General features: G+C 65.7%; 15 protein-coding genes. 7 read left to right on the plus strand and 8 right to left on the minus strand.

Going from position 1 to position 16732, the window contains the following annotated elements; all coding sequences use genetic code 11:
* Positions 1–48: 48 nt before the first annotated feature.
* The 4 genes from ACR9YP_RS14620 to ACR9YP_RS14635 all read right to left on the minus strand — a co-directional run bounded on the left by ACR9YP_RS14620 (position 49) and on the right by ACR9YP_RS14635 (position 4076).
* Positions 49–717, minus strand: coding sequence for an OmpA family protein (locus ACR9YP_RS14620; protein ID WP_438106040.1), 669 nt, complete (start codon positions 715–717; stop codon positions 49–51).
* A complete protein-coding gene (locus tag ACR9YP_RS14625; RefSeq protein ID WP_091879108.1) occupies positions 717–1133 on the minus strand; it encodes a hypothetical protein in 417 nt (138 codons plus the stop codon). The genes ACR9YP_RS14620 and ACR9YP_RS14625 overlap by 1 nt, the downstream gene beginning before the upstream one ends.
* 89 nt (positions 1134–1222) lie before the next feature.
* Positions 1223–1513, minus strand: a complete 291-nt coding sequence (locus tag ACR9YP_RS14630) for a type II toxin-antitoxin system HicB family antitoxin (protein ID WP_370989356.1) — start codon at positions 1511–1513, stop codon at positions 1223–1225.
* A 4-nt stretch (positions 1514–1517) separates the two neighbouring features.
* Complete coding sequence (locus ACR9YP_RS14635; protein WP_438106042.1) at positions 1518–4076, minus strand: ATP-dependent helicase; 2559 nt, start codon at positions 4074–4076, stop codon at positions 1518–1520.
* A gap of 236 nt (positions 4077–4312) precedes the next feature.
* Here ACR9YP_RS14635 and ACR9YP_RS14640 point away from each other — a divergent pair, with 236 nt between their 5' ends.
* Complete coding sequence (locus tag ACR9YP_RS14640) at positions 4313–4486, plus strand: DUF1328 domain-containing protein (protein ID WP_438106044.1); 174 nt, start codon at positions 4313–4315, stop codon at positions 4484–4486.
* 159 nt (positions 4487–4645) lie between these two features.
* Here ACR9YP_RS14640 and ACR9YP_RS14645 read toward each other — a convergent pair whose 3' ends face one another.
* The gene (locus ACR9YP_RS14645; protein WP_438106046.1) at positions 4646–5152 is read right to left on the minus strand and encodes a thioesterase family protein; all 507 of its coding nucleotides are present in this window, start codon (positions 5150–5152) and stop codon (positions 4646–4648) included.
* An 86-nt stretch (positions 5153–5238) separates the two neighbouring features.
* Between ACR9YP_RS14645 and ACR9YP_RS14650 the strand changes: the two genes are divergently transcribed.
* The 3 genes from ACR9YP_RS14650 to ACR9YP_RS14660 all read left to right on the plus strand — a co-directional run bounded on the left by ACR9YP_RS14650 (position 5239) and on the right by ACR9YP_RS14660 (position 8458).
* On the plus strand, positions 5239–6663 hold the full coding sequence (locus ACR9YP_RS14650; protein ID WP_438106048.1) for an FAD-binding oxidoreductase: 1425 nt from the start codon (positions 5239–5241) through the stop codon (positions 6661–6663).
* 102 nt (positions 6664–6765) lie between these two features.
* Positions 6766–8058: a Spy/CpxP family protein refolding chaperone gene (locus tag ACR9YP_RS14655; RefSeq protein ID WP_438106050.1), complete on the plus strand. Its 1293-nt coding sequence runs from the start codon at positions 6766–6768 to the stop codon at positions 8056–8058.
* A gap of 34 nt (positions 8059–8092) precedes the next feature.
* Entirely contained in the window at positions 8093–8458 is a 366-nt protein-coding gene (locus tag ACR9YP_RS14660) for a hypothetical protein (RefSeq protein ID WP_438106052.1), read from the plus strand.
* 50 nt (positions 8459–8508) lie between these two features.
* Here ACR9YP_RS14660 and ACR9YP_RS14665 read toward each other — a convergent pair whose 3' ends face one another.
* The gene (locus ACR9YP_RS14665) at positions 8509–9990 is read right to left on the minus strand and encodes a caspase family protein (RefSeq protein ID WP_474220216.1); all 1482 of its coding nucleotides are present in this window, start codon (positions 9988–9990) and stop codon (positions 8509–8511) included.
* Between the two features lie 144 nt (positions 9991–10134).
* Positions 10135–11055: a LysR family transcriptional regulator gene (locus tag ACR9YP_RS14670; RefSeq protein WP_474220218.1), complete on the minus strand. Its 921-nt coding sequence runs from the start codon at positions 11053–11055 to the stop codon at positions 10135–10137.
* Between the two features lie 96 nt (positions 11056–11151).
* Here ACR9YP_RS14670 and ACR9YP_RS14675 point away from each other — a divergent pair, with 96 nt between their 5' ends.
* Together ACR9YP_RS14675 and ACR9YP_RS14680 are read left to right on the plus strand one after the other, a co-directional pair.
* The gene (locus tag ACR9YP_RS14675; protein WP_091879089.1) at positions 11152–11595 is read left to right on the plus strand and encodes a DoxX family protein; all 444 of its coding nucleotides are present in this window, start codon (positions 11152–11154) and stop codon (positions 11593–11595) included.
* A 165-nt stretch (positions 11596–11760) separates the two neighbouring features.
* Positions 11761–12738, plus strand: a complete 978-nt coding sequence (locus ACR9YP_RS14680) for a hydroxyacid dehydrogenase (protein WP_474220221.1) — start codon at positions 11761–11763, stop codon at positions 12736–12738.
* 6 nt (positions 12739–12744) lie between these two features.
* Here ACR9YP_RS14680 and ACR9YP_RS14685 read toward each other — a convergent pair whose 3' ends face one another.
* The gene (locus ACR9YP_RS14685; RefSeq protein WP_438106055.1) at positions 12745–13911 is read right to left on the minus strand and encodes an ABC transporter substrate-binding protein; all 1167 of its coding nucleotides are present in this window, start codon (positions 13909–13911) and stop codon (positions 12745–12747) included.
* A 330-nt stretch (positions 13912–14241) separates the two neighbouring features.
* On the opposite strand from ACR9YP_RS14685, the gene ACR9YP_RS14690 reads away from it, so the two are divergent.
* Entirely contained in the window at positions 14242–16632 is a 2391-nt protein-coding gene (locus ACR9YP_RS14690; RefSeq protein WP_474220222.1) for a bifunctional diguanylate cyclase/phosphodiesterase, read from the plus strand.
* Positions 16633–16732: the final 100 nt, after the last annotated feature.

Consider the following 16732-nt stretch of genomic DNA (forward strand, 5'->3'; position numbering starts at 1 on the left):
AAATGGCTAGAACTTCAAAGGGTTCCGTCAGCGCGAAGCCGCGTTCGCTCAGCGTTTCTTGGCGGGCTTTTTCGCCGCAGGCGCAGGTGCCGCAGTCGGACGCGCAGGCTCCTCCGGCAGCTTGGCATAGGTCAGGATCTGCAACTGGCCGTTGACGGCCGAAGTCGGCTTGGCCCGGTCGAGAAACTGCTCCTCGCCGAGGCCGATCGGATGCAGCCGCTTGGTCGAGATCTTGAACGTGTTCACCAGCACGTCGCGGATCGCGTCCGCGCGGCGCTGGCTCAGGATCGCATTGGCCTCGCGCGTCTTCGAATTGGATTCGACATGGCCGACGATCAGGAAGGTGTAGGGCAGCAGCGAGGAATGCACCAGCGCATCCGCAATGCGGCCGACGGTCTGGTAGGATGCCGGCTGGATGATCGGCGTGTCTGCGTCGAACTGGATCTGTGCGTTGAAGGCGGGCAGCTTGGCGAGGTCAGGCGCGATCAGCGGCCGATTCACCGGACCGGGATCGTTCTTGATCCTGGCCTTGGCGCGCTCCATCACCTGCTGCTTCAGCGCGGGAAGGTCGACCTCGGCGGCTTCCTCGAAATGGTTGAGCTTGCCGACGATGTCGTCGCGGGTCGGCGCCGCCGTCTGCGCGCGGGCGGCGCCCGCGAGCAGGGCGAAGCCCAGCGCGATGCCTAGTCCGGCGGTGGAGCGCCCCTTCGCGCGCATCAGCGATACCCCGCGTCGTCGACGGCCTTCAGGCAGTTGTTGCTGATGCCCTTGGGCGTCGAGACCAGGCAGGGGATCGATTTGCTGGTCTCCTTGGTCGAGCCGCCGCAGACCTTGACGATTTCGCGCTGGCAGGCGTTCGCCACCGTGACGCGCGCGGCGACGCGCTTCTGGATGGCGTCGAAGACGCCGAGATAGTCGCTCTGGCATTGCGGGGACAGCACGTCGCGGTTGCGCGACAGGCACTCCTTCAGCCGGGTCGAATCCGGATTGACGCCGCGGCAATTGGCGACGATTTCCGCACCGCAGCTCGCCGCCAGCTTTCCGATCGAATCGCCAAAGCTCATGGTCTCCGCCGCCGCAAGCGACGGCATCCCCAATACAAGTACGATCAATGTGATGGAGCCCCGGACCATGGGTTGCATCTGATACGGGGAAGTTCGCGATGGTCAAGGCCTGTTCGGACCAGAACTGTCGAGAGTCCGGCCAGTGCGGCGAACAGTCCTCACTCCGTGGTATCCGCGCGGGCGGGAAATTCGATCCGGGCGACCATGTGGTTCCTGAGATCGTCGGCAAATTCCGGATCGGCCTCGAGCTCAGCCAGCGTTCGCGGCGGAGGAAGCTGCCGGCCGCCCTCGATCAGGTCCTGCGCATAGAGCGCGAGCGCCTCGGGCGCATTCTCCAGGGCCTCGTCGACGTCGTCGCCACCGGAAATACAGCCGGGCAGGTCCGGAAACCAGACGCCGACGGCATCGTCCGGGCCGGCATCCTCGATGATGGCGATGTAGTGAGGCATGGCCTCACGCCCGCTGCACAAAACTGTCCACGACCTTCTTCTCGCCGGCCTTGTCGAAGGCGATGGTGAGCTTGTTGCCGTCGATCTTGGTGACGCGGCCATAGCCGAATTTCTGGTGGAAGACGCGGTCTTCCAGCGAGAATTCCGAGGTCGTGCCGGTCGACTTGGCGACCAGCTCGCCCTCGATGGTGAGGGGACCGCGGCGGCGCGAGGAGAAGCTGCCGAAATCGGGCGAGGACGAAGAGGAGAACGAGGTGGCCTCTTCCTCGAAACCGCCGCGGTTGCGGTTGGCCTGCGCCCGCTGCCAGCCCGGCGTCGAATAGCTGGAGCCGAATGCCTCCATGTCGTCGAAGCGGGAGGCGCCGTAGCCGCCGGTGCCGCCCCAGGCCGAGCCGCCCTTGGATTCCGTGATCTCGACATTGGCCGTCGGCAATTCGTCGAGGAAGCGCGAGGGGATCGTGGTCGACCAGGTGCCATGGATCCGGCGGTTGGTCGCAAAATAGATTTTCGCGCGGCGTCGGGCGCGCGTGAGACCGACATGGCCGAGCCGGCGCTCTTCTTCCAGCCCGGCGCGGCCTTGCTCATCCAGCGTGCGCTGGCTCGGGAACAGGCCTTCCTCCCAGCCCGGCAAGAACACGTTGTCGAATTCGAGTCCCTTGGCCGAATGCAGCGTCATCAGCGACACCGCGTCGTCCTCAGCGCCGCCGTCGCGGTCCATCACCAGCGAGATGTGCTCGAGGAATCCCTGCAGGTTCTCGAACTCCTCCATCGAGCGCACGAGTTCTTTCAGGTTCTCCAGTCGGCCCGCGGCGTCGGCCGAACGGTCCTTCTGCCACATCTCGGTGTATCCGCTCTCGTCGAGCACGATCTGGGCGAGGTCGGTATGCGTGGTGACTTCGCGCTGGGCACGCCAGCGGTCGAACTGCGTGATGAGATCGCGAAGCGACCCGCGCGCCTTCGGCTTCAGCTCGTCGGTCTCGACCACCGCGCGTGCCGCTTCGAACAGCGGGATGCGGCGCTTGCGCGCGTGGTCGTGCAGCATCTGCACGGTGGCGTCGCCAAGGCCGCGCTTGGGCGTGTTGACGATGCGCTCGAAGGCGAGATCGTCGGCGGGTGAATTGATGACGCGCAGATAGGCGAGCGCGTCGCGGATTTCGGCGCGCTCATAGAAGCGCGGGCCGCCGATGACGCGATAGGGCAGGCCGAGCGTGACAAAGCGGTCTTCGAACTCGCGCATCTGGTAGGAGGCGCGCACCAGGATCGCGATCTCGTTGAGCTTCTCGCCCTGGCGCTGGAACTGCTCGATCTCCTCGCCGATGCCGCGCGCTTCCTCTTCGGAATCCCACGAGCCCGTCACCGTGACCTTCTCGCCGTCCTGGTCCTCGGTGCGCAGCGTCTTGCCGAGCCGGCCTTCATTATGCGCGATCAAATGCGAGGCGGCGGCGAGGATGTGGCCGGTCGAGCGGTAATTGCGCTCGAGGCGAATGACCTTGGCACCCGGGAAATCGTGCTCGAAGCGCAGGATGTTGTCGACCTCGGCGCCGCGCCAGCCATAGATCGACTGGTCGTCGTCGCCGACGCAGCAGATGTTTTTGGTTTTCTCCCTCTCCCCGTCCTTCACGGGGAGAGGGCTGGGGTGAGGGGCTCTCTCCGCGAGCGATATCTCTGGTTGGTCCTGTACCCCCTCACCCGGATCGCCTAAAGGTGATCCGACCTCTCCCCGCAAGCGGGGAGAGGTGAAGGAAGACGGCGCCTGCGACAGCAGTCGCAGCCACAGATACTGCGCGACGTTGGTGTCTTGGTACTCGTCGACCAGGATGAATTTGAAGCGCTGCTGGTACTGCCGCAGGATGTCCGGATGCTCGCGGAAGATGCGGATGTTCTCCAGCAGCAGATCGCCGAAATCGGCGGCGTTCAATATCTTCAGCCGCTCCTGGTAGCTCGCATAGAGCTTGCCGCCCTTGCCGTTGGCGAACATCGCGGCCTCGCCCGACGGCACCTGCGACGGCATCAGGCCGCGGTTCTTCCAACCGTCGATCAGCCCGGCCAGCATGCGTGCCGGCCAGCGCTTGTCGTCGATGTTCTCGGCCTGGAGCAACTGCTTGAGCAGCCGGACCTGATCGTCGACGTCGAGCACGGTGAAGTTCGACTTGAGCTGCGCCAGCTCGGCATGGACGCGCAGGATGCGGCCGCCGATGGAGTGGAAGGTGCCGAGCCACGGCATGCCCTCGACGGCATGGCCCAGCATCTGGCCGAGCCGGTGCTTCATCTCGCGCGCGGCCTTGTTGGTGAAGGTCACCGACAGGATCTCGGCGGGGCGGGCGCGGCCCTGGCTCAGGATGTGGGCGATGCGCGTGGTCAGGACGCGCGTCTTGCCGGTGCCGGCGCCGGCCAGCACCAGGACCGGACCGTCCAGCGTCTCCACCGCCTCGCGCTGCTCCGGATTGAGCCCGGAGAGATATTTCGGGCCCACCGAGGCGCGCGCACGCGCGGCGATGCCGCCGGCTGCGGGCTGGTGGTCGGGAACGCCTGTGATCTTGCTCGGCTCGGTCATGCGAATCATTGGCCCCACGATGGCACCGCGGGGTGACGGAAGGGAGCCTTCTTAACAGGGATTGGTCCATATATGGGGCGCCGGTACAGGGTTTTCCACGTGCGCGGCCGCTCGATTTGTTCCTGCGAAGGCAGCGAATTTCGCTCTTGCGTGGGCCGGAACCATCGTTCTCGCGTCGAGATTGTCTGGGCAGGTGGCGCGGCAGCCGCGCTGGACGCAGACAGACATCAAGACGAGGGTTGACCATGCTTGGCTGGGTTGTGACGTTTCTGATTATCGCACTGATCGCCGGTATCCTGGGCTTCGGCGGCATCGCCGGCGCCTCGATCGAGATCGCCAAGATCATCTTCTTCATCGCGGTCGTCCTGTTCCTGGTCTCGGCCGTGGTCGGCTTGGCGCGCGGCCGCAACAGGGTATAGCGGCGACGTTACCTCTCCCGTAGGGAGAGGTCGGATCGCATCGTGAGATGCGATCCGGGTGAGGGGTTGCGCTCTCAGCTATTGCTGCGGCCCCTCACCCGGATTGCTGCGCAATCCGACCTCTCCCCGCTGGGGAGAGGTGAACCACAGCACCTGAACTTATCGCTTCGAGGGCATCGCCACGCTCCTGCCGATGCCCTCGGGTCGGGCTACCGCGCTGTGGGCCTTTGTGACCGCAGCGATGCGCTCGCGGATATCAGGCGGAAACGGCGCAACGCGCCGCGCATTCATGTCCATGTGCAGCGACATGTTCTCGGACGTGGCCGACAGCCAGCCCTCGGTCGCGTGACGCATCTCCTCAAAGGTGTGCAGCCGCTTGTCGTCGGCCTCCAGCAGCCAGACGAAGATCTGCACGGGATCGCCGAGGTGGATCTCGCGCAAATAGCGCACATGGCATTCGGCGGTGAAGCTCGAGCCGCCTCGCTCCTTCATGTAGGCCGGCCCCATCCCGAGCTCGAGCCAGAGCTGGTCGATCGCCCGGTCGAACATCACGTTGTAATAGGCCATGTTGAGATGGCCGTTGTAGTCGATCCATTGCGGCTCGATCTGCATGATCGAGGCGCGGAATGGCTGCGCTTGGGGCGCTGAGGCGGTAGTCTCCGGCATATGTCCTTCCCTAGCCATGCGTCCGGTCCCTTGACTTGACCGGTTTTATGTCCTTTGCCACGGTTCTTCTCTCGGGAGGAATGTCCGTGGGCACGACCATCACCAATAATCCGCCGCGGCCGGAGCCGAAAGCCCTCGCAAGTGCGCTGGAACAGCTTGCCGCACGCTTCGGCAACCGCCTCATCACCTCGCAGGCCGTTCGCGAACAGCACGGCCATACCACGACATGGATCGTCAACCAGCCGCCCGACGGCGTGGTGATGGCGCAGGAGACCGCCGACATCCAGGACGTGGTGCGGATCTGCGCCAAGAATCGCGTGCCCGTCATTCCCTTCGGCACCGGCACCTCGCTCGAGGGCCAGGTCAACGCGCCCGCCGGCGGCATCTCGATCGACCTGCGCGACATGAACAAAGTGCTCGCCGTGCATGCCGAGGATCTCGACTGCGTGATCCAGCCCGGCGTCACCCGCAAGGCGCTCAACGAGCATCTGCGCGACCAGGGCCTGTTCTTCCCGATCGATCCCGGCGCGGACGCTTCGCTCGGCGGCATGGCTTCGACCCGCGCTTCCGGCACCAATGCGGTGCGCTACGGCACCATGCGCGAGAGCGTGCTGGCGCTGAAAGTCGTGCGCGGCGACGGCGAGATCATCACCACAGGCACGCGTGCCAAGAAATCATCCGCCGGCTACGACCTCACCCATCTGTTCGTCGGCGCCGAAGGCACGCTCGGCATCATCTCGGAATTGACCATTCGCCTGCGCGGCATCCCCGAGACCATCGCGGCCGGCGCGGTGTCATTCGAAACCGTGCACGGCGCCTGTCAGGCGGTGATCCTGGCGATCCAGACCGGCATTCCCGTGGCGCGCATCGAGCTGCTCAATGCTGCGCAGGTCAAGGCCTGCAATGCCTATTCCAAGCTGACGCTGCCGGAGACGCCGCTGCTGCTGATGGAATTCCACGGCAGCGAGATCGAGGTCGCCGAACAGTCCAAGGCCTTTGGCGAAATCGCGAAGGAGTGCGGCGGCGGCGATTTCTCCTGGACCACCAAGCCGGAGGACCGCACCAAACTATGGCAGGCTCGGCACGACGCCTATTGGTCGGTCAAGGCGCTACGTCCCGGCGACAGCATCGGCGTGGTCGCAACCGACGTCTGCGTGCCGATCTCGCGTCTCGCCGACTGCGTCAGCGAGACCGAGGAGGATCTCAAGCGCCTCAACCTGTTGTCGCCGATCGTCGGCCATGTCGGCGACGGCAATTTCCACTGCTCGCTGGTCTGCGACGTCAATGATCCCGGCGAGATGGCGCGCGGCGAGGAGTTCATGCATCGCCTGGTCGAGCGTGCGCAGGCGATGGACGGCACCTGCACCGGCGAGCACGGCATCGGCCAGGGCAAGCAGAAATATCTCAAGGCCGAGCTCGGCCCCGAAGCGCTGGATGCGATGCGGGCGCTGAAAAAGGCGCTCGATCCGCTCAATATCTTCAACCCCGGCAAGATCGTGCCGGAGGCCTAGGGCCTGCGCAGCCGGGGACCGGGAACTTTCGGCAGCGTTGCCGGTTCCAATTCCCGCCAAGTTCCGATGCCTCAATGGCAGGGCTTTGCGCGGGAGGGTGTGATGATGCGACCGGTCGTCGGAATTGCCGCGGTGGCGTTTGCCTGCATGCTGGCAGGCTCGGCTCTGGCCAAGGGCGGCGGCGGTCACGGCGGTGGCCATGGAGGCGGGCATGGCGGCGGCCACCACGGCGGCGGCCATTTCCGCGGCCATGGCGGTGGGCACGCGCACGGCGGCGGGCATCATCGCGGGATGCGGTTCACCACCGGCGCCCGGCATGGCGGCCCGAATTTCGGTCAGATTCGCAATGCGGCGCTACGGCCAGCGAACTTCCGCAATGCCCTGAACTCCAGCGCATTCCGGAGCGGCCGGCTGATCAGCAATCCGGCGGCGCGTGCGCAGCTCGCCGCCGCAGCCGCACTCGCGGGCTGGAGCGGCGCAAGCAGCGGATGGTGGCAACATGCGGGTGGCGGCTATGGCTGGGTCGGACCGCTGTTCTGGCCGTTCGCCTACAATGATCTCTACGACTACACGATCTGGGGCGACGGCCTCGGCTTCTGGGGCTACGGCTATCCGGACATCTATGCCGGCATTTTCGGTCCCTACGGTTATGATCGGTTGTCCGCCTATCTGCCGCAGCAACCACAGGGACGACGGCGGGCGCGTAGCGCGCCGCTCGATCAGCTCTGCGGCAGCGACCGCCGTGCAATCGTCGGTCTGCCCATCGATCAGATTGCAGCCGCGGTGCAGCCGAGCGATGCGCAAGGCGCCGATCTTGATGCGCTCGGCAATGCCTCGATTGACGCTGCGGCGCTGATCCGCACATCCTGTCCGACGCAGGCCGCAGCGACGGCGCCCGGCCGGCTCGCGGCGATGCAGCAGCGTGTCGAGGCCATGCAGAAGGCCGTCGATCTGGTCCAGCCTGCGCTCGACAAGTTCTATGGTTCGCTGACCGACGAGCAGAAGGCACGCTTCAACGCGCTGGCTGACGACCAGCGGCGCGCGACCGCATCGAACAATGCGAGCGGATCGTCGGTGCAGAGTTGCAGCGCGTCCGCCGCGTTCGATTGGCCCGGCGCCACGATCGAGGAGAGGATTCATCCGAACGATACCCAGCGTGCGGCGCTCCAGGTGCTCCAGGATACCAGCGCCAAGGTCAGTGCATCGCTCAAGGCGGCCTGCGAGCCCAATGAGGTGATGACACCGCCGGCACGCATGGCCACAATCCGCAAGCGCCTCGACGTGATGCTGGATGGCATCAAGTCGGTGCGTGCGGCGCTCGATGATTTCTACGCGACGCTGAATGACGAACAGAAGGCGCAGTTCGAGGCGATCGGCCCGCGCCGCATGTCGTGAACGCCGCAAGCAATCGAAGACCAGGGGTGGGGCAATGAAGTGGTTCGCAAGGCCGGCACCGGCTGACATCTGGGACGAGCCGATCCAGGGGCCGATCGGCGACATCGAAGCAGCCGACCGAATTCGCAATATCTGCCAGGCTGCGCGGGCGATCGCCGAAGCCGCCGGAGGTTCAGCGCAGACTAGCACGCGTGGGCGCTATGAACGCGCGGCCCGCGTCGCGATGGAAATCGCGATGAAGATCTCCGACGATTTGATGCGCGACGACGCTGTCCGTCGCATTGTCGATCTCTGCATGAAAGCCGACGATATCAAGACTGCGCAGATACTCTCGCGCGCGATCCAGGCTGGCTGGATCCGGGAGGCCGTCCAGCAGGATTATCCGGTGCTGTCGCAGTAGATCCGGCTCGTGCCATTGCCGAGCCGGATTTCTGTTTGTGCCGGACCGGCTTAATATCTGCGGTCGTCGCCGCGATAGTGATCTCCGCCGCGGCCGCCCATTCCCATGCCGATCCCGATTCCGATGCCGATGCCCTGCATCACCGCGCCGGGCGGCGGACCGGGGGGCGGCGCGCGCTCGTAGACCACTTCCTCGGGCGGAGGAGCAGGCCGGCGCTTCGGCGGCGTCTCGACCACCTTGCGCTTCGGCGGCGTGTCGTCGACGCGCTTCTTGATGATGGGCGCGACGCTCGGATTGACCGGCGTTGCCGGTGCCGATGGCGTCGAGCACGGGCAGGTCGGCGCCATCGCGACGGCGACCGGGGCAGGGGACGCTGCGGCGGCAACGGGCAGGCCATAGTTGCGGTTCTGGACGCGGAGCAGCAGCCTGCGCGCGGTCGCGGCGAGATCGCTGTTGTCCCAGTTCGTAAGATAAGCTTCGAACGAGGCGCGGGTGTTGATCGAGACCGCGCGCTCCCAGGCCAGCATCTGCCGCCGCCGCTCCAGCACGGTGCGCAGGCGCGGCGTGCGGGCGTCCTGTGCGTAGAGCTCGATATAGGCCTGATAGGCCGGCACCGTGTCCTCAGTGATCACGAGCTCATAGGCGACCTTGGCAGGCTTGCCCTGCAAATCCTTGTGCCAATCCTCGACGCTGCGCGTGGCACTGGCGAGCGCCATCGAATCTGCGCCTGGAAGGGAGGACGGCTGGCCGCTGCTCTCGCCGAAGAACTTGAAGTCGGTGGTCAGCGACGAGCTTTCCCAGGGGATCTGCCGCCCGTCGGTCGATTGCGCCACCGCGACGCGGATGCGCTTGAACACCTCCTCGATCGGCAGATTGGGCTGCTTGGCGATGGTCAGCGCGGCCGTGGTGTAGGGGCTGTCGATGCCGTTGCCGTCCTCGGCTTCGGCGCCGGGTGAGGTCGAATAGGAGATGAAGGACCCGGGCGCGCCGGCCTTGGTATCGACGATCGCAAGCCCATGGCCGGCGCCGCTGAGCGCGGGGAACGGATTGTTGCGGCAGGCATCGAGCATGAAGATGCGCGCCCGCGTCGGCAGCGCGCCGAGCGTGTTGAGCAGGTCGTTCAGCCGCACGCCCTGGAGCGGAATGTCGGCCTCGCGCTTGGGGTCGAGATCGATGGGCACCAGATAGTTCTCGCCGTCGATCTGCAGGCCATGGCCGGCATAGAACACCAAAGCGACGGTATCGGCACCGCTGGCGCCAACCTTGCCGGCGAAATCCGAGATCGCCGCGCGCATCTCGTTCTGCGCCAGATTGGCCGCCGTGGTGACGGTGAAGCCGGCATTGCCGAGCAGCTCCGTCATGCCCTTGGCGTCGTTGGCGGCGTTGGGCAGTTCCGGCACCGTACGATAGGCGGATTGGCCGATCACGAGCGCGAGCCGCGCTTCGGCGGCGGCGTCGCTCGGCGTCATCACCTGTGCGAGCGCAAGAAAACCGGATGCAAGCAGCAAATTGGAAAAGGCTGGACGGCGCATGGTGTCACCTCCATCGGCAATGCGCACGATGATGGCACCTTTTCTAAGTCCCTGCCATGACACTGTATGTGCGCTGGCTCACGTTGGGCGTGCGACAAATCGGGCAGTGGGTCTGCCGGAGCTGGCGCGTCCGGCCGTGCGCCGTCATGGCAGTCCGCGATCCCAGGGTGTCACAGGCGCAAAGCGCGCGGCGAGAAAGTCGATGAAGGCGCGCACCTTGGCCGGCGGGCGGCGGTCGGGCAGGTAGACCGCATGCACTGCGGAAGTCTGGATCTCCGGCTGGTCGAGCGCGAGTGCGACGAGCGCGCCTGAGCGCAGATCGTCGGCGATGATGAAGGTGGGTTGTCGCGCGAGACCAAGGCCGGCCAGCGTCGCCGCGCGCAGCGCATCGCCGTTGTTGGCACGCAAGGTGCCGCTGACCTGGACGCGAATCTCGCCCTCGACGCCGAACAGCCATTCCGCCGCGCTCGCCTGCTGCGAGAGCGTGTAGCCGAGGCAATTATGTCCGGCGAGGTCGGCGACGGTGCGCGGCGTGCCGTGCTTGGCAAGATAGGAAGGTGCGGCACAGACCACGAGGCGGTTCGGCGCGAGCTTTCGGGCCACCATGCTGGAGTCGCGCAAGCTGCCGATGCGGATCGCGAGGTCCCAACCTTCCTCGGCGAGGTCGACGATGCGGTCGTTGAGACCGAGCTCGACGGTGACCTCGGTATGGGCTGCCGAAAACTCCGCGATCAGCGGCGCAATCTGCCTTGTGCCGAACACGACGGGGACGTTGACGCGCAGCAGCCCGCGCGGCTCGACGCGTTCGCGTGCAATCGCGGCGTCGGCGGCCTCCATGTCGGCGAGAATGCGCTCGGCAAATTCAAGATAGCTCCGTCCGGCCTCGGTGATGGAGAGCCGCCGCGTGGTGCGGTGGAACAGTTTTGTGCCGAGCCGCGCCTCCAGCGAGGCGACATGCTTGGTCGCCATGGTCTGCGACAGGCCCATGGCCCGGGCCGCGCCGGAGAGGCTGCCGACTGCAGCGACCTTGGCGAAGACCTCCAGGCTGGTCAGGCGGTCGAGCAAACCTATCTCACTCTGTTGGTGTGAGGTATATTTCGAAAATAGCAGATTATCATCGATATGAGAATAGATCATGTTGCGCCGCAAAGGAGACCTGCCATGATCGATTCCCGTACCGCCCCTTACGCCGCGCTGGTGCTGCGCGTGACCCTGGGCGCGCTGTTCCTCGCCCATGCCAGCCTGAAGCTTTTTGTGTTCACCCCGGCTGGCACCGCAAAGTTCTTCGGCAGCCTCGGCTTCCCGCCCGAGCTCGCCTATCTCATCATGACCGTGGAAGTCCTCAGCGGCGTCGCGCTGATCCTCGGCGTCTGGACCCGCTATGCGGCGCTGGCCGGAATCCCGATCCTGCTCGGCGCGATCTTCTCGGTGCACGGCGCGGCTGGCTTCTTCTTCACCAATCCGAAGGGCGGCTGGGAATTCCCCGCCTTCTGGGCGATCGCGCTCGCGGCGCAGGCCCTGCTCGGCGACGGCGCCTACGCGCTGCGTCCCTCGCGTGACGTCGAAGCGGCGGGCGGCCAACTCAGCGGCGCGCATTCGCGCTGACATCGGCCATCGTTGAAACGCGGGAGCTGCGGGATCACGATCCCGCAGCTCTTTTTGTTGCGCGGGTTATCTGGGCCGGTTGATGCTATGTCTGCTCGTCATCGCCTTCGTGCCGTGGCTCTCGACCGCGCTGCCGCGCGTTCGGCTATTGAAGGAGTCTTGCCCTTGAAAGTCCTGCTGGCCCACACGCCGGAGATGCGGCGGAACTATTACGGCGATCGCAGCCTGAACGGCCTGCGCGCGGCCGCCGAGGTGATCCTGCACGAGGGCGAGGAGCCGCTGGACGCAGCCGGCCTCGTGCGTGCGGCCAAGGATGCCGACATCATCGTCGCCGACCGCATGACCGAGGGGCGCGGCGAAATCTTTGCGCAGCTGCCGGGCCTGCGGGCCTTCGTCCGCTGCGCCGTCGACATCCGCAACGTGAATGTCGAGGCGGCCTCAGAGGCCGGCGTGCTCGTGACTCGTGCCGGCCCCGGCTTCGTGCAGGCGGTGGCCGAGCTCGCGCTCGGCTTCATGGTCGATCTCTCCCGCGGCGTCTCGCGGACCACGGCCGACTACCAGGCCGGCCGCAAGCCGGAGGCGCGGATGGGCCGCCAGCTCGCCGGCAGCCGGATCGGCATCATCGGCTATGGCAGCATCGGGCGCTACCTCGCCGAGTTGGCGAAGGTGCTGCGCATGGAGGTGCTGGTCGCCGATCCCTTCGCGACCGTCAGCGACGGCGCGATCCGGCAGGTCTCTCTCGACGAACTCCTCGCCGCGTCGGATTATGTCGTCTGCCTTGCGGTCGCCAACGAGCAGACCGAGAACTTGATTGGGGAAGCAGCACTGGCGCGGATGCAGAAGCACGCCGTCTTCATCAATCTCTCGCGCGGCAATCTCGTCGACGAGGCAGCACTCGCTCGGGCATTGCTTGAGCATCGCATCGCCGGCGCGGCCATGGATGTCGGTCGCGCGCCCGACCAAATGCCGACACCGGAGCTCGCAAAGCTGCCGAACGTGATCGCCACGCCGCATGTCGGCGGCTTGACCCCGCAGGCGATCGAATATCAGTCGCTGGAAACGGTGCGTCAGGTCGAGGCGATCGTGAAGGGGGAGATCCCGCAAGGCGCCGTCAACGCCGACCGCTGGACGCGGCGGCCTTGATCCGCGCTAAAGCCGATCCACGGCCTTGAACGACCCGTCCTTCTGAATCACCGTCAAATATACCTTCGGCGGCGCGTCGATCATGCGCGTGCCGACGGTGACGATGCTGCCGCTGATCTCGAAGCGGCCGACGTCGTTGATGGCGCGCAAGAGGCTCGCGCGCGTCGGGTTCGGTCCGGCCGCTTCCAGCGCGGCGGCCGCGAGGCGGCCGGAGAGATAGCCTTCGAGCGACACGAAATCGGGCGTCAGCGCCGGGTCGAATGCTGTCTGGGCCGCCTGGTAGTCGGCGACGAGCCGCAAGGAGCGATCCCAGGGAGATGGCACGACCTGCGAGACGATGACGCCTTCGCCCTCGGGGCCGAGCTCCTTCGCGAGCGCATTGGCGCCGACGAAGGAGATGTTGACGAAGGTCGGACGAGCGCCGCTGCGGTGAGCGAGCTTGATGAACTCGGCACAGGGACCATAGGTCCCGACCATGACAATGGCTTCGGGGTCCGCGCGCTTGATCATGCGCCAGGCCTGAGCAACCGCGCGGGTGTTGCGCTCGAAGGTGCCTTCGGCGGCGAGCTCGAGGCCGCGTCTGGCGAGCGCGCGCTTCACGCCGGTCAGACCGTCACGGCCGAAGGAATCATCCTGATAGAAGATGCCAATGCGGGTGAACTTGCGATCCTCGGTGAGGTGCTTGATCCAGGCTTCGGCTTCCGCGCCGTAGCTCGCGCGGATGTTGACGACGTTTGCAAGTTCGAGATCGCGCAGGAATTCGGCGCCGGTGAACGGGCCGATGAAGGGCACGTTCCTGGCGCTGGTGATGGGAATCGTCGCCATCGCAGTCGGCGTGCCCACCGCGCCGATCAGCGCGAACACCTTGTCGTCCTCGATCAGCCGCAGCGTCTGCGCCACCGAGCGGTCGGGGTCGTAGCCGTCGTCGCGGCTGATCAATTGCAGCTTGCGGCCGTGCACGCCGCCTTTGGCGTTGATCTCGGTGAACGCCGCGACGATGCCTTGCCGCATGCGCTGTCCGAGCGCGGAAGAGGGACCCTCGAGCGCGGCGGCCTGGCCGAACAGGATCGCATCCGCGCTGACGCCGGCCTCGTCGGCTTTGGCCGCGAGCATGGTTGCGGCCAAAAGCGCGATGGTCAGGACGACGCATGGCGCCGATCGAAATCGATACATCGGGGAGGTCTTGCCGGATGAACGGAGAAGCTCCGCGAAGCATTATCCCGGCAGCCTGAATAGCTCGCTAATTGGGCGATGTACCGGCGGACCGTAGTACTCCGGGTAAAACCGGCAAGTTACTTCCACAATGCCGCGCCATTGGCGCACTTCATTAACTAAGCCACGCAATGCACAACGGCTCGGTTCCGAAATTGTGCAGTTCTTAACCGCGTCCTTGTTCCGATAGTGGTTCCGGACCCTCAACCAGAGGTTCGGTGCGTCGCGAAGAGGGGACGGGGCGGTTTCAGGATGGGCGACCGCGATCAGAACGATCAGGATCGGAAACGCATGACCGGACGGTGGCGTGCCGCGCCGCTGCTCGGGCTGTATCGTCCGGCGCTCGTCGCGGTCGGCGTCGGTGTCTTGTTCTCGCTGGTCGGCGCGGCCGCCGTGGCGCGATGGGAGGACCGCGTTAACAAGATCGAGTTCGAGAACGCGGCCGAAACCGAAGCGATCGTCATGCAGAACGGCATGAACGAGTATATCTCCAGGCTCGTCGCGCTGCGCACGCTGTTCGAATCGACCAACGAGGAAATCACCCGCAGCGAATTCGAGACCTTCAGCGCCCGGCTGTTCGAGCGCCATCCCGGCATGCTTCGCATCGCCTGGCTGCCGCGCGTCAACCGCAAGGAGCGCACCGACTACGAGGCTGCGGCGATCACCGACGGCGTGTCCGGCTATCGCATCAAGGCGCTCCAGGACAAAGGCTTTGTGACCGCACCGCAGAGCGACGAGTATTTTCCGGTGTTCTACTCGACCCAGCCGAAGACGTCTTCGGTCTACGGCATGGACTATTCGACGGTGCCGGAGCGCCGCGCAGTCCTGGAACGCGCGCGCGACAACGATCGGTTGGCTGCCATTCGCACCCGCCTCTACGAGCCGAAGGAGGGCGGCCAGCTGCCCGACGTCCTCGTCGCCATTCCCGTCTACGCCAAGGGAACCTCGCGCGAGACCGTCGCGGACCGCCGCCGCAATCTCGCCGGCTTCGTCGTCGGCATCTTCGACCTGCCGCTGCTGATCCAGACCATTCGCGTGACGACCGGAGCAAGCCCCGCCGTCAGCGTGAATGTCTATCCGCCCTTCACGGGGCAGATCGTCAGCCTGGAGCAAACGCAGCCGGATTATTCGTCGGCTGCAAAGGCGCCACGGTCGATTCGCGATGTCGAACGCACCCTGCACTGGTCGGGCACTCTCAAGATCGGCGATACCGATTGGCAGGTGCGCGCCATGCCGTCAGCGGGCGGTTCACTGGAGACGTCCTACGATCGCGCCGCCGCAGTCCTCATCGTCGGCATGCTGTTGACGCTGTCGCTGTCGACCTATCTCATGCTCGCCAGCCGCAATTCACGCCGGCTGTCGCTTGCGAACCGGCGGGTGCTCGAGCTCGCCCAGACCGACATCCTGACCGGCCTGCCGAACCGCGCCTTCTTCCTCGCCCGGCTCGACGAGCTCAATGGCCGGTTGAAGAACGATGGCCCCAACTTCTCCATTCTGATGCTCGACCTCGACCGCTTCAAGAACGTCAACGATTCCCTCGGCCATGGTGCCGGCGATGCGCTGCTGCGCCAGGTGGCGCAGCGGCTGAAATCCGCAGTGCGCGCCAATGACGTGCTGGCGCGGCTCGGCGGCGACGAATTCGCCATCATCCAGGAGCGGTGTCAGGATCAGCGCGCCTGCTCGACCGAATTGGCGGGACGGATCGCCAAGCTGGTGGCCGAACCCTTCCTGCTGCCAGGGCATCGCGTCGAGATCGGCACCAGCATCGGCATCGCGATCGCGCCCGATCACGGCAGCGATCAGGAACAGCTGTTGAAGAAAGCGGACCTCGCGCTCTACCGCTCGAAATCGGCGGGCCGCAACTGCTTTACCATCTATGACGAGGCGATGTCGGCCGAGCTCGAGGCGCGCAACACGCTGGAAGGCGACTTGCGCGACGCCATCGCGCAGTGTCAGCTCGAGGTGCACTACCAGCCGTTCGTCGATGCCCTCAGCGGCGTGCGGCGCGGCTTCGAGGCGCTGGTGCGCTGGCGGCATCCGACGCGCGGACTGATCCCGCCGGACCAGTTCATTTCGCTCGCCGAGGAGACCGGACTGATCGTGCCGCTCGGCGAATTCGTGCTGCGCCGCGCCTGCGCTGACGCCGCCAACTGGCCGCCCGATCTGATGGTTGCCGTCAACCTGTCGCCGATCCAGTTCAAGGAGGCGGAGCTGTTCGAGATGATCTCGGCGGCGCTCGCAGATTCCGGTCTGCCGCCGCAGCGGCTGGAAATCGAGATCACGGAATCCGTGCTGCTGGAGCGCGGCACCGAGAACCACGCCTTCATGGAGCGGCTGAAGCATCTCGGCATCGAGCTCGCGCTCGACGATTTCGGCACCGGCTATTCCTCGCTCAGCTATCTGACTGCGTTCCCGTTCGACAAGATCAAGATCGACAAGTCGTTCATTCGCAACCTCACGAATCAGCCGCGCAGCTCCGCCATCATCTCCTCGATCGTGACGCTGGCGCGCGGGCTGGACATGTCGGTCACCGCGGAAGGCGTCGAGACCCGCGAGGAGTTCGAGCGGCTGAAGGCGCTCGGCGTCAATTTTGCGCAAGGCTATCTGTTCGGCCGTCCGCAGCCGATCGAGCGGATCCTGTTCGACGCGCCCGCCAAGCGCTCACGGCGCGACGCCGCCTGAGCGCGCGCCTCGAAGGATGGACGCAGGGCCGCTCTCAAATGCGACCGCGCTGTCGCTCAGCGGGCATGCATGAAAAGCGCTTGACCCGGATTTCACGAGA

The sequence above is a fragment of the Bradyrhizobium sp. BR14999 genome (assembly GCF_056106085.1).